This window comes from Geobacillus sp. CX412, assembly GCF_027942335.1.
Classification (GTDB): domain Bacteria; phylum Bacillota; class Bacilli; order Bacillales; family Anoxybacillaceae; genus Parageobacillus_B; species Parageobacillus_B toebii.
This window is the reverse complement of sequence record NZ_CP103461.1, coordinates 2281794-2295373: the sequence shown is the minus strand read 5'-3', so window position 1 is coordinate 2295373 and position 13580 is coordinate 2281794. Positions and strand designations below refer to the sequence as shown.

The following is a 13580-nucleotide window of genomic DNA, read 5'->3' as shown; positions in this document are numbered from 1 at the left end:
GTTAGATTTCAGCTTAGAAAGGGATATACAATGAAATTTTTGTTTATTGGCGACGTTGTCGGTTCACCGGGAAGAAAAATGATAGAACAATATTTGCCAAAGTTAAAAGAAAAACATAAACCGAACATCATTGTCATTAATGGGGAAAATGCCGCAGGCGGAAAAGGAATTACGGAAAAAATTTATCGTACGTTTCTTGAGCAAGGCGCCCATGTCGTCACGCTTGGCAATCACGCATGGGATCAACGCGATATATTTGAATTTATCGATGATGCAAAGTCATTAATACGGCCGGCTAATTTTCCGGAAGGTGTCCCAGGAAAAGGGATTGTATATGTACAAGTAGAGCAAATGGAAGTAGCTGTTATTAACTTGCAAGGGAGAACGTTTTTGCCCGCCATCGATTGTCCATTTAAAAAAGCAGATGAGCTAATTGAAGAAGCAACCAGGCGCACGCCGATGATTTTGATTGATTTTCACGCGGAGGCAACAAGTGAAAAGCAAGCGATGGGTTGGTATTTGGATGGACGTGTTTCTGCAGTTGTTGGTACACATACGCACGTTCAAACTGCCGACGCTCGTATTTTGCCGAAAGGAACGGCGTATATTACTGATGTTGGGATGACCGGTCCGTATGATGGAATTTTAGGAGTGGATCGTGAGGCGGTGTTGCGGAAATTTTTAACCTCATTACCCGTTCGTTTTGAGGTAAAAGAGGGGAGAAGCCAATTAAACGCTGTGCTCATTGATATTGATGAGAAAACGGGACGAGCAAATAAGATCGAAAGAATTGTGATAAATGATGACAATCCTTATTTAGAATAGTCATTGTTTTAGGAATTTTTAAAAAATATTTATAAACTTAGCAGGAATACTCGCTAAAACAGTGAATATAGTAACAGTAGAACTATTTTTGAGGAAATGAGGGAGGAGCTAGAAATGGAAATATTAAAAGTTTCAGCAAAGTCGAATCCTAACTCTGTAGCTGGTGCACTTGCCGGGGTATTGCGCGAACGCGGATCAGCAGAAATTCAAGCAATCGGCGCAGGTGCATTAAACCAAGCCGTTAAGGCAGTAGCTATTGCACGAGGATTTGTGGCACCGAGCGGCATGGACCTTATTTGTATTCCTGCATTTACGGATATTATTATTGATGGGGAAGAACGTACGGCGATTAAATTAATTGTAGAACCTCGTTAATAGTAGTAACGCTTTTATGATAGAAACATAACCTGTTTGTGCCTTCTATTGGAAGGCAGGCAGGTTATTTTACTTTATAAAGGGGGATATGTATGATTTTCGATGCGCATTGTGACGCACTGATGAAATTATGGATGGATCGGTCTTTATCGTTCCAAGATGGCAAAAGTCTTCATGTCACCTTTCCATCACTTCTAGAGGCGAAAATAAAAGTTCAATGTTTTGCCATTTACATACCGGAAACTGTTCCGGAAGAAGCTCGTTTTACGGTTGCGCTAGAAATGATAGACATTTTTTTTGAACAAATGATTGAGCGATTTCCAATGTTGAAATTTGTTCGTTCGAAACGCGATATTGACGCATTGGAAGAAAATGAAATTGGGGCGATGTTAACGCTTGAAGGATGCGATGTGATTGGGACAAGCCTTGTAAAATTAAAAACATTGCTTCGCCTTGGTGTCTCGTCTGTTGGACTGACATGGAATTGGTCCAATGCTGTAGCAGATGGTTCTTGGGAAGTGCGCGGTGCCGGATTAACGGAATTCGGAAAACAAGTGGTGCGGCATCTTAACGAGGCAAAACGTTGGGTCGATGTTTCCCACTTATCGGAAAAAGCATTTTGGGACGTGATGGAAATCGCGCAATTTCCGATTGCTTCTCATTCTAATACATATCGCTTTTGTCCACATCCGCGTAATTTGCGAGATGAGCAAATTCGCGCGTTGATTGAGAAAAATGGGATGATTGGAATTACGTTCGTTCCGTACTTTTTAACGAAAGAAAAAGAAAAAGCGGCGATTTCTGACGTTCTCCGCCATTTGGAACACATTTGTTCACTCGGGGGAGCAAGGCACGTTGGGTTTGGCTCTGATTTTGACGGAATGGAAGAAACGGCAAAAGGACTCGAAAATGCGCGGTGCTATACAAATTTAGTCAACGAGCTGCAAAAACACTACTCAGAAGATGAGGTAGAACGGTTTTTATTTCGCAATTTTTATGACCATTTGCCGCAGTAAAATAAGAGATTGATGGCAATAGAAAAGAGTTTTTATAAGTAAGGTTGCATTTTTTTTCATATAGGTCTAGAATGAAATCGTTTGATATATTTTTATATGTTTAAATTTTTGTGAAAATCATTGCCTGCAAGTCTAGTGATTTTATTGGAAAAGTGCTACACTTATAATTGTAATTTTGACCGAACTTAAAGGGGTGTAAGAAATGATTAGTCAACTTTCATGGAAAGTTGGAGGACAGCAGGGAGAAGGAATTGAAAGTACCGGTGAAATCTTCTCCATTGCGCTAAATCGCCTAGGCTATTATTTATATGGGTATCGTCATTTTTCTTCGCGGATTAAAGGCGGTCATACGAATAACAAAATTCGTGTAAGTACAACACCAATTCGTTCGATTGCCGATGATCTTGATATATTAGTGGCGTTTGACCAAGAATCGATTGACTTTAATTTTCATGAACTTCGTGATGGCGGCATCGTGATCGCTGATGCGAAGTTTAACCCAACGATTCCGGAAGGTCAAAATGTAACGTTATATGCAGTTCCGTTTACAGATATCGCGACAAATTTAGGAACATCGCTTATGAAAAACATGGTCGCTGTTGGTGCGTCAAGTGCAGTTCTTGGCCTTGATATTAACGTATATCAAGAAGTGGTACAAGAAATTTTCGGAAGAAAAGGCCAGCAAGTTGTCGAAAAGAACATGGAAGCGATCCGAGCAGGGGCTCAGTATATGAAAGAACAGCTCGGTGATCATGTTCAAACAATGAAATTAGAAAAAGCGGATGGGAAAAAGCGGATGTTCATGATCGGCAACGACGCGCTTGCATTGGGCGCATTAGCTGGCGGTGCGCGTTTTATGGCGGCATATCCGATTACTCCGGCTTCAGAAATTATGGAATATTTAATTAAAAAACTTCCGGAACTAGGAGGAGCTGTCATTCAAACGGAAGATGAAATCGCCGCATGTACGATGGCGATTGGTGCCAACTATGCTGGCGTGCGGGCATTCACCGCATCAGCAGGTCCAGGTCTTTCTCTTATGATGGAGTCGATCGGGCTTGCTGGAATGACAGAAACACCGCTTGTCATCGTTGATACACAACGTGGCGGTCCAAGTACAGGATTGCCGACAAAACAAGAACAATCTGACTTAATGGCCATGATTTACGGAACGCATGGTGAAATTCCAAAAATTGTTATGGCGCCAAGCACAGTGCAAGAAGCGTTTTACGATATGGTGGAAGCGTTCAACCTTGCCGAAGAATATCAATGTCCGGTGATCGTTTTATCTGATTTGCAACTTTCCCTTGGTAAACAAACGGTTGAACCGTTAGAGTACGATAAAATCGAAATCCGCCGTGGCAAACTGGTAACAGACGAACTCCCGCCGTTGGAGAAAAAAGATAATTTTAAACGTTACGAAGTTACCGAAGATGGCATTTCTCCGCGCGTAATTCCGGGAACGCCAAACGGAATTCACCATGTAACAGGAGTAGAACACGCGGAAACAGGAAGACCGTCTGAAGTTGCGGCAAATCGGAATGCACAGATGGATAAGCGTTTGCGCAAATTAAAACATATTCAATTCAACACACCAGTTCATAAAAACGTTAAACACGATGAAGCAGATTTGTTAATTGTTGGTTTTATCTCTACGCGCGGTGCGATCGAAGAAGCGATCGACCGTCTTGAGCAAGACGGCGTGAAAGTCAATCACGCGCACATTCGTCTTCTTCATCCGTTCCCAACGGAGGAAGTGTTGCCGCTTGTCGAATCAGCGAAAAAAGTCGTCGTCGTTGAGCAAAATGCAACAGGCCAACTTGCAAACATTCTTAAAATGAATGTTGGACATGCTGAAAAAATTTCTAGTGTATTGAAATATGACGGTAATCCATTTTTGCCGAACGAAGTTTATACAAAATGCAAGGAGTTGTTATAAATATGGCGACGTTTAAAGACTTTCGTAACGATGTAAAACCGAACTGGTGTCCAGGGTGTGGCGATTTCTCCGTTCAAGCTGCCATTCAGCGCGCCGCGGCAAACGTCGGGCTTGAACCTCATCAATTAGCAGTTATTTCCGGAATTGGCTGCTCGGGACGTATTTCCGGTTATATTCATTCGTACGGCTTTCACGGCACCCATGGTCGCGCGTTGCCGCTCGCCCAAGGAGTGAAAATGGCGAACCGTGATTTAACGGTCATTGCCGCAGGTGGCGATGGAGACGGATTTGCGATCGGCATGGGTCATACCATTCATGCGATTCGCCGCAACATCGATATTACGTATATTGTTATGGACAACCAAATTTACGGCTTAACAAAAGGGCAAACATCGCCGCGCAGCGATGTCGGCTTTAAAACGAAAAGCACTCCGCAAGGTTCGGTCGAACCGGCTCTTTCGATTATGGAAATCGCGCTAAGCGCTGGCGCAACGTTCGTAGCGCAAAGCTTCTCGAGCGATTTAAAAGAATTAACGAGCTTAATTGAAGAGGGGATTAAACATAAAGGGTTCTCGCTTATTAACGTATTCAGTCCATGTGTTACATATAATAAGGTAAACACATACGACTGGTTTAAAGAAAACCTTGTGAAAGTAAGCGAGATTGAGGGGTATGATCCATCGGACCGCATCATGGCAATGCAAACGGTAATGAAATATAAAGGATTAGTAACAGGGCTGATTTATCAAAATAAAGAACAAAAATCGTATCAAGAACTGCTTCACGGTTATAGCGAAACACCGCTTACGGAGGCAGATCTTCAACTAAGCAAAGAAAAATTCGATGAATTAATTTCTGAATTTATGTAATTTCGAAATGATTCACTCCCAATTAGGTATTGCCTAGTTGGGAGTGATTTTGTTATGATGATTTGTTCAGTGTTAAGCTGAATAAGAAAAGTATTGTTTAAATTTGTGATCAATTATATACTATGATAATGTGTATGATGAAAAGGAAACAATTGTTTTCTATAGCTATAGAAAGGAGATTATTATGAACGAAAAACAACGTTTAGAACAAACAGGACAAATTCAAACAGCTGATCATCCAACGGACAAAAAATCCGCTTTGGATGCGTTAAAGAAAAAAACGAGCAAAGATTACGAAAAATATTTTACTAGCGTATTTATTCCGCCAAATTTAAAAGAAGCGAAAAAACGCGGAAAAGAAGAAGTAAAATATGTTAAAGACTTCACTATACCGGAGCAATTCCGTGGCATGGGCGAAGGCCGCAAGTTTTATATTCGCACGTATGGCTGTCAAATGAACGAACATGATACCGAAGTAATGGCAGGAATTTTTATGGCGCTCGGATATGAGCCGACTGACCGCCCGGAAGATGCGAATGTCATTTTATTGAATACGTGCGCGATCCGCGAAAACGCGGAAAACAAAGTGTTTGGCGAGATCGGCCACTTAAAGCCGCTGAAGCAAAACAATCCGGATTTGCTTCTTGGGGTATGCGGCTGTATGTCGCAAGAAGAATCGGTCGTCAATAAAATTTTGAAACAATATCAATACGTTGACATGATTTTCGGTACGCATAACATTCATCGCCTTCCATACATTTTACATGAAGCATACATGTCAAAAGAAATGGTTGTGGAAGTTTGGTCAAAAGAAGGCGATGTGATCGAAAATCTTCCAAAAGCGCGCAGAGGCAACATTAAAGCATGGGTAAACATTATGTACGGCTGCGATAAGTTCTGTACGTACTGTATCGTTCCGTATACACGAGGGAAAGAACGAAGCCGCCGTCCGGAAGACATTATTCAAGAAGTGCGCCATCTTGCCGCCCAAGGATATAAAGAAATTACGCTTCTTGGCCAAAACGTCAACGCCTACGGGAAAGATTTCACCGACATGAAATACGGTCTTGGCGACTTGATGGACGAACTTCGTAAAATTGATATTCCGCGCATTCGCTTTACGACTAGCCATCCGCGCGATTTTGACGATCGTTTAATCGAAGTGCTCGCCAAACGCGGCAATCTAGTCGAGCATATTCACCTTCCAGTGCAATCCGGCAGCACGGAAATATTGAAATTGATGGGCCGGAAATATACGCGTGAGGAATATTTAGAGCTTGTCCGCAAAATTAAAGCGGCGATTCCAGACGTTGCGTTAACAACGGATATTATTGTCGGCTTCCCGAACGAGACGGAAGAACAGTTTGAAGAAACGCTGTCGCTCTACCGCGAAGTCGAATTTGATTCTGCATACACGTTCATTTATTCGCCACGTGAAGGCACACCGGCGGCGAAAATGGTTGATAACGTATCGATGGAAGTGAAAAAAGAACGCTTGCAGCGGCTAAACGCGCTTGTCAATGAAATTTCAGCGCGAAAAATGAAGGAATATGAAGGGAAAGTTGTCGAAGTATTAGTTGAAGGCGAGAGCAAAAACAACCCGGATGTCCTTGCTGGATACACGCGGAAAAACAAGCTTGTCAACTTCATCGGTCCGAAATCGGCGATTGGCAAACTTGTCAAAGTGCGGATTACCGAAGCGAAAACATGGACATTAAACGGGGAAATGGTAGAAGAAGCGATCGAGGTGAAATGAGATGGCAAAATATACACGTGATGAGATTTTAGCACAGGCGAAGGAACTCGCCAAAATGATTGCCGAGACAGAAGAAGTTGATTTTTTTAAACGCGCGGAAGAAAAAATACACCAAAACGAAAAAGTGCGCGCGATGATCGAGCAAATTAAATCATTGCAAAAACAAGCAGTCAACTTAAAACATTATGGGAAATATAAAGCGCTGAAAAAAGTAGAAGCACAAATTGACGCGATTTACGAAGAGCTTTCGCAAATTCCGATCGTTAGCGAATTCCAGCAATCGCAAACGGAAGTGAATGATCTGCTTCAATTAGTCGCTTCTACCATCTCCAATACGGTGACCGATGAGATTATCGCATCAACAGGCGGCAACGTGTTGCGCGGGGAGACAGGTGCGCAAATACGCTGTAGTGGAAACGGCGGCTGCGGCTGTCATTAAAATTTGACTGACGTCCTTGGTTTTCAAGGGCGTTTTTTTTATTGCGGAAAAAGTAGGCACATCATACGGGGACCCTGCATACAATGAACTATAAGGAATAATTTATAAACTTATGTGCACATTAGGCGAAATCATGCATAGGATGAAATGAAGATTCATTTGAGGAGGGTTTCTTATATGTCTGAATACAGAGAAATTATTACAAAGGCGGTCGTCGGGAAAGGTCGTAAATTTACGCAATCTACTCATACGATTACTGCTCCGAATCGTCCATCAAGCATTTTAGGATGCTGGATTATTAACCATCGTTACGATGCGAAAAAATGTGACAAGACAGTAGAAATCCATGGGAAATATGACGTTAACGTTTGGTATTCATACGACAACAATACAAAAACAGAAGTTGTCACAGAAACAGTAACATATGCGGATGTGGTGAAATTAAAATACCGTGACGATGATGATATTATTAGCGATGATACAGACATTATCGTTCGCGTCATTCAGCAGCCGAACTGCCTAGAATGCACCATTTCGCCAAACGGAAATAAAATTGTGGTCGATGTAGAACGCGAATTTATTTCCGAAGTCATTGGGGAAACGAAAATATGTGTCGCGATCCATCCAGACGGCTGCGGCAATGATGACGATGATTTTGACTACGGTGACCTAGATGAAGAACTAGAAGATTTAAGCCCAGATTTGCTTCTCGGCGATGAAGAGTAAAACTAGGAAGGAAGATCTTCCTAGTTTTTTTTGGTTGAAAAGGGATGGAATGGAGCTTAACTTTTTATTTATCTGTTTCGTATCAATATTTACATCATATTCATCACTTTTTTATATATATTAACTATTCAAAATAATAAAAAAATTATAAAAAATAAAAATTTTTTGTAGACATGTGATTTTATATGTGCTATTCTATTTAACAAATAAACCATACTAATTGTGGATTAATATATTTAGAGATTTTTGAAACGTGTTAAATTTATCCTCTGTTTTCTATCAAAAGCTAGAAATTGATGAGGCAAAAAATGCTTTTGATGGAGCATGCGTTGATGTTCTTCAGTTGTTTTAGTCATTGAAGCAACGTTTCCACACATTGAAATGCCTCAACCATCTCTTCATGATTTAACATCAGACATAATGGTTCTCCTATTCTCTGCCTACACGAAGCAACGGTCCTGCACAATGATTATGTTCCAGTCCAAACAGCGATTTTCGGTTATTCGTTCACTATAATCATATATAGCTATGAAAGCCCGCGATTGGAGCCACCGGTGAGGTAGAAAACAGTTTTGTTTGAACCGTGCAGACAGGCGCCAAATACCAGTGAGGTGTTTGTCCATGATGCTTAACGGGACAAAAGTGAGTGCTTATACGCAGGTGTAGGAAAAACTCTTTAGTGCGCCAGAATCTGTGGATTTTAGTCGTGCAGAGGTTCAGACTTTTCACTGTTCGTTTCTTTCGGAAAGTGAATGGTATTTTCGGCTCATTAACCATTTTTTAACATAAATAAAGAAAAAATGGCTCTTCACCACAAAATGTACTTGACAATCAGGTTATTTTCTGATCAAGGGTACAAAAAATGCGAAATTTCCTGTATGGTAAAGGTGACCAAACCATCAACCATGGAGGAAATTTCGCATGCAATCTCAGTTTATCAAAGATTTGATCACTTTACCAGGCTTTCTTATTCATGGAGAACGAAAAGAGGGAGAACGATGGATTTTTGAACTTTCCCTCCCTCCTCATTGTCCGATCTGCCCGACTTGCTTCGGACGGACAACCAAAATATCATCGAAACGAAAACAATGGATTCATGGCTATACCAATACGGTCGGTTTATTTTGGATTGAACTTCCCATAGAAAGACGGCGTTGCCAAGCCTGTTTTCTGACGTTCACCGTTTCTTATCCGGGACTTCCGTCTCACAGTATCGCGACGGAATCGTTTCAACATTGGGTCGCCCAGTTATGCATCGGAAAAACGATTCAAGAAGTCTCTCGCTTGTTACAACTCGCCTATACGACAGTAGAACGCTGGTTTTATCAATATGCCCCGGCTCTTTTACCAACATCGAATCCTACAGTAGTATGTGTGGATGAATTCGCTTTCCGAAAGGGACATGATTACGGAGTAGCGGTGATGGACACACAGACTCGGAATGTCCTTTCCATTGCTTCTGGAAAAAATGAAGAAGCCATTGTGGAGGCGCTTCAACCCGTCGCCTCCAAAGTGAAGTATGTTGTCAGCGACTTGGCTCCTGCCATGAGAAAAGCCATTGAAAAGGTATGTCCAAAAGCCATCCATGTTCTTGACCACTTCCATGTGATTCAGTTATTCACCGATGCACTGGAACGTTGTCGCAAATACCTTGCCAAAGGCGGAACCAAACATGGAAGCGTTCGCCGCGTGTGCCGATTGTTAAGCCAACGTCCAGAAAAATTAACAGAAGAAGAGAGACAGGAAGTTCGACAATGGTGCCAAGAAAGTGCTTATTTACGTGATGTCTATCAAGCACTTCAACATTTCCGTTACGTATCCAAAAGCCAAACAAGAAAGCAAGCCGAAACTCGTTTGACCCAATGGTTTGACCGGTACCTTTTTAGCGACTGTGCCGCCGTACGCAGTATTGCCAAGGCACTCATCACCCGAAGAGACGCAGTGCTTTCTTGCATCGTTTTTTCTTACTCAAATGGTCCAATGGAAGGAATCAACAACAAAATAAAATTGATCAAAAGGCGAGGATATGGGTATCGAAATATCCAGCGTTTTACTTTGCGTGTCCGTCTAGAGACCTCTATCACATTTTAACGTAAAAATCAAGTACATCTTTTGGTGATGAACCTAATAAGTTGAAATGAGGTGAAAATATGGAAAAATATGATAAATACGATCGCAAGACGATAGAGGAATTAATCGACGGTACGATAGATTTTGTCAAATTAAAAGAAATGCTCTCCAATTATAAAGACACTGACCGATTTGACAAATATATTAGCATCCTTCAAGAAAGGGTGCCGTGGGATGATCCGATTTTGCTTCCGGCCGGCCTTCATCTCTATATTGTGCAAAAGCCGGATGGCCGGCGCATCGTAAAATGCGATTGTGGATATGAATTTTGCGAGGCAAGCGACAACTGGAAGCTTCATGCGCTCATCTATGTTCGTGATACAGTAGAAAAAATGGCGGAACTGTATCCGAAATTGATGGCGCCAGATCCGGAATGGCAGGTGCTTCGCGAGTACTATTGCCCTGGCTGCGCAACACAGCTTGAGGTAGAAGCGGTGACACCGTGGTATCCGGTCATCAAAGACTTCGAGCCTGATATCGATACATTCTATAAAGAATGGTTAAAGCGCCCGCTTCCGCAGGCGAAATAAAAATAAAAAACAGACGGCGGCGAAAAGCTGCCGTCTGTTTTTATGCATTGCATTTTCTGAAATGGAATGTAAGAGGGAGAAGCTCATTATTGGAAAGACGAACATAGGAGCTGCCGGACTGCTTAACGCTTTAGCGATGCCAGAATTTGAACTTTCTCTTTTTCTTCTTTAAAATATGTTATAATGAAACGTGTTGAAACGCAGATGCATTAATGTATTCAAAAAATCTCCATATTGGTTCGAAACTAGATACATAGATGAAAACAAGATTTTGCGGAATTTAGCGGCTTTATGTTGATGGCGATACACGGATGGAAACGCCAAAATGACAGGGTGGCCGCTAATTTTATTGATAAAACGTAAATTTGCAAGGTTGGAGGAGAACGATGGCTACATATACGCCGATGATTCAGCAATACTTGGACATTAAGGCACAATATCCAGATGCCTTTTTATTTTTTCGCCTTGGCGATTTTTACGAAATGTTTTTTGACGACGCGATCAAAGCGGCGCAGGAACTGGAAATTACGCTGACAAGCCGTGATGGCGGCGGCGAAGAACGGGTGCCGATGTGCGGCGTTCCGTATCATTCGGCGCAAGGATATATTGAACAGTTGATTTCAAAAGGATATAAAGTCGCGATTTGCGAACAAGTCGAAGATCCAAAAACGGCAAAAGGGGTCGTCCGCCGCGAAGTCGTTCAGCTCATTACCCCTGGAACAGTGATGGAAGGGAAAGGGCTGTTAGATAAAGAAAACAACTACTTGGCGACGGTGACCATGTTTGATGATGGCACGTATGGTTTTGCTTATACGGATTTATCAACAGGGGAAAATCGCATAACGCTTCTTGCTTCATTGGATGATGTGATGAATGACTGTATGCGATCGGTACGAAAGAAATTGTCATTTCTTCTCAATTTCCAGAACAGTATCAGCAGCTATTAAAGGAACGCTATGATGTGACGATTTCATACGAGGATGAGACAGTGATTCCTGAAGGATTTACGTCGATCGTCGAAGCGCTTCAGCAAGATAAGCTAAAAATAACATTCGGCCGTCTGCTTCATTACATTATTCGCACACAAAAACGACGCCTCGATCATATGCAGTCTGTTCAAGTGTATCAAGTCGATCATTATATGAAAATCGATTTGTACTCGAAGCGAAATTTGGAATTAGCCGAGACAATCCGTTCCAAAGGGCGGAAAGGTTCGCTATTGTGGCTTCTTGATGAAACAGTGACGGCAATGGGCGGACGGTTGCTGAAACAATGGCTTGATCGCCCGCTTTTGGATCGCAAACAAATCGAACGGCGCTTACATATGGTCGAAACACTGATCCATCATTATTTTGAACGGCAGGAGCTGCGCGAACGTCTTCGCGAAGTGTACGACGTCGAGCGCCTCGCTGGCCGTGTTGCCTACGGAAACGTAAACGCGCGCGATTTAATTCAACTGAAAAAATCGCTTCAGCAAATCCCGGCGTTAAAAGATATTGTTGAAAACCTTTCAGATGATGAAGCGAAGCAGCTTGCCGACAAACTCGATCCATGTTCGGAACTTGTCGATCTGTTAGAGCGGTCGATTCAAGAAAATCCGCCATTGTCCGTCAAAGAAGGAAACATCATTAAAGACGGATATAACGAAACGCTTGATCGTTATCGCGATGCAAGCCGCAATGGGAAAGCATGGATTGCCCAGCTAGAAAGCAAAGAACGGGAATTAACCGGGATTAAATCATTAAAAATTGGCTATAACCGCGTGTTCGGCTATTACATTGAAGTGACGAAGGCGAATCTTCATTTGTTGCCAAAGGGACGTTATGAGCGAAAACAAACACTAGCAAACGCTGAACGTTTTATTACCCAGGAATTAAAAGAAAAAGAAGCGCTCATTTTAGAAGCGGAAGAAAAAAGCATCGAACTAGAATACGAATTGTTTGTGGACATTCGCGAACGCGTAAAACAATATATTCCGCGTTTGCAATCATTAGCGAAAACGATTAGCGAACTCGATGTCTTGCAGTCGTTTGCGACTGTAAGCGAAGAGCGTCATTACGTAAAACCGCAGTTTTCCGATAATCGTGAGCTGATCATTCAAGCGGGCCGCCATCCAGTAGTGGAAAAAGTGCTTGGGGCGCAAACGTATGTACCGAACGATTGTTATATGAATAAAGAGCGGGAACTGTTGTTAATTACGGGACCGAATATGTCCGGAAAAAGCACGTACATGCGGCAAATTGCCCTTACTGCCATTATGGCGCAAATTGGCTGCTTTGTCCCGGCAGAGAAAGCAGTCCTCCCAATTTTTGACCAAGTGTTTACGAGAATTGGTGCGGCGGATGATTTAGTATCTGGGCAAAGTACGTTTATGGTCGAAATGCTCGAAGCGCGCAATGCGATCGTTCACGCGACACAAAACAGCTTAATTTTGTTTGATGAAATCGGACGCGGCACGTCTACGTATGATGGGATGGCATTGGCGCAAGCGATCATCGAATACATTCATGATCATATTGGCGCGAAAACGTTATTTAGCACACATTATCATGAATTAACGGATCTAGAGCAATCGCTTGCCAAGCTGAAAAACGTTCATGTGAGAGCCGTTGAGGAAAATGGAAAAGTCGTGTTTCTTCATAAAATTGAAGAAGGACCAGCCGACCAAAGTTACGGCATTCATGTCGCCGAGCTTGCTGAGCTTCCGGCTTCTCTCATTCAGCGCGCCAAAGAAATTTTAGCCGAGCTTGAGCAGCAAGAACAGCGAAAAGAACAGCCAAGCGGCAAGAACGAGGCGGTCTTCGAACAGCTCAGCATGTTTGCCGAAGAGCAGCCTTCAAAAGAAGAATCCCATCTATCGAAAAAAGAGAAAAAGGCGCTTGAGGCATTAAAATCAGTCAATTTGTTGGAAACAACGCCGCTTGAAGCGTTAAACAAATTATACGAAATTCAAAAACTATTAAAGTAAAGGAGGC

The 13580-nt window shown here is 42.3% G+C and carries 10 protein-coding genes and 1 pseudogene; all 11 read left to right on the top strand.

Features of this window, described 5'->3' with window-relative positions:
* Window positions 1-30 precede the first annotated feature (30 nt).
* On the top strand, window positions 31-825 hold the full coding sequence (locus tag NXM86_RS11945) for a TIGR00282 family metallophosphoesterase (RefSeq protein WP_015863524.1): 795 nt from the start codon (window positions 31-33) through the stop codon (window positions 823-825).
* Window positions 826-939: 114 nt separating this feature from the next.
* A complete protein-coding gene (spoVS, locus tag NXM86_RS11940; RefSeq protein WP_015863525.1) occupies window positions 940-1200 on the top strand; it encodes a stage V sporulation protein SpoVS in 261 nt (86 codons plus the stop codon).
* Window positions 1201-1292: 92 nt separating this feature from the next.
* Entirely contained in the window at window positions 1293-2216 is a 924-nt protein-coding gene (locus NXM86_RS11935) for a dipeptidase (protein ID WP_081189847.1), read from the top strand.
* A gap of 202 nt (window positions 2217-2418) precedes the next feature.
* Window positions 2419-4155, top strand: a complete 1737-nt coding sequence (locus tag NXM86_RS11930; RefSeq protein WP_081189848.1) for a 2-oxoacid:acceptor oxidoreductase subunit alpha — start codon at window positions 2419-2421, stop codon at window positions 4153-4155.
* 2 nt (window positions 4156-4157) lie between these two features.
* A complete protein-coding gene (locus tag NXM86_RS11925) occupies window positions 4158-5024 on the top strand; it encodes a 2-oxoacid:ferredoxin oxidoreductase subunit beta (RefSeq protein ID WP_089097088.1) in 867 nt (288 codons plus the stop codon).
* 184 nt (window positions 5025-5208) lie between these two features.
* On the top strand, window positions 5209-6780 hold the full coding sequence (gene miaB, locus NXM86_RS11920; protein ID WP_081189850.1) for a tRNA (N6-isopentenyl adenosine(37)-C2)-methylthiotransferase MiaB: 1572 nt from the start codon (window positions 5209-5211) through the stop codon (window positions 6778-6780).
* A 1-nt stretch (window position 6781) separates the two neighbouring features.
* Window positions 6782-7219, top strand: coding sequence for a YlbF/YmcA family competence regulator (locus NXM86_RS11915; RefSeq protein WP_081189851.1), 438 nt, complete (start codon window positions 6782-6784; stop codon window positions 7217-7219).
* Between the two features lie 177 nt (window positions 7220-7396).
* The gene (locus NXM86_RS11910; protein ID WP_015863531.1) at window positions 7397-7945 is read left to right on the top strand and encodes an outer spore coat protein CotE; all 549 of its coding nucleotides are present in this window, start codon (window positions 7397-7399) and stop codon (window positions 7943-7945) included.
* 921 nt (window positions 7946-8866) lie between these two features.
* A complete protein-coding gene (locus tag NXM86_RS11905; RefSeq protein ID WP_498958082.1) occupies window positions 8867-10036 on the top strand; it encodes an ISL3 family transposase in 1170 nt (389 codons plus the stop codon).
* 59 nt (window positions 10037-10095) lie between these two features.
* Window positions 10096-10605 carry an acetone carboxylase subunit gamma gene (locus NXM86_RS11900; RefSeq protein ID WP_062678181.1) on the top strand — a complete coding sequence of 170 codons (510 nt, stop codon included), beginning with the start codon at window positions 10096-10098 and terminating at the stop codon, window positions 10603-10605.
* Window positions 10606-10991: 386 nt separating this feature from the next.
* Window positions 10992-13573 (top strand): annotated as a pseudogene (gene mutS, locus NXM86_RS11895) (DNA mismatch repair protein MutS).
* The last annotated feature ends 7 nt before the right edge of the window (window positions 13574-13580 follow it).

Bases quoted from the DNA above. Each gene is read 5' to 3' on its own strand.
- NXM86_RS11945 (WP_015863524.1), top strand. From the start codon at position 31: ATGAAATTTTTGTTTATTGGCGACGTTGTCGGTTCACCGGGAAGAAAA.
- spoVS (WP_015863525.1), top strand. From the start codon at position 940: ATGGAAATATTAAAAGTTTCAGCAAAGTCGAATCCTAACTCTGTAGCT.
- NXM86_RS11935 (WP_081189847.1), top strand. From the start codon at position 1,293: ATGATTTTCGATGCGCATTGTGACGCACTGATGAAATTATGGATGGAT.
- NXM86_RS11930 (WP_081189848.1), top strand. From the start codon at position 2,419: ATGATTAGTCAACTTTCATGGAAAGTTGGAGGACAGCAGGGAGAAGGA.
- NXM86_RS11925 (WP_089097088.1), top strand. From the start codon at position 4,158: ATGGCGACGTTTAAAGACTTTCGTAACGATGTAAAACCGAACTGGTGT.
- miaB (WP_081189850.1), top strand. From the start codon at position 5,209: ATGAACGAAAAACAACGTTTAGAACAAACAGGACAAATTCAAACAGCT.
- NXM86_RS11915 (WP_081189851.1), top strand. From the start codon at position 6,782: ATGGCAAAATATACACGTGATGAGATTTTAGCACAGGCGAAGGAACTC.
- NXM86_RS11910 (WP_015863531.1), top strand. From the start codon at position 7,397: ATGTCTGAATACAGAGAAATTATTACAAAGGCGGTCGTCGGGAAAGGT.
- NXM86_RS11905 (WP_498958082.1), top strand. From the start codon at position 8,867: ATGCAATCTCAGTTTATCAAAGATTTGATCACTTTACCAGGCTTTCTT.
- NXM86_RS11900 (WP_062678181.1), top strand. From the start codon at position 10,096: ATGGAAAAATATGATAAATACGATCGCAAGACGATAGAGGAATTAATC.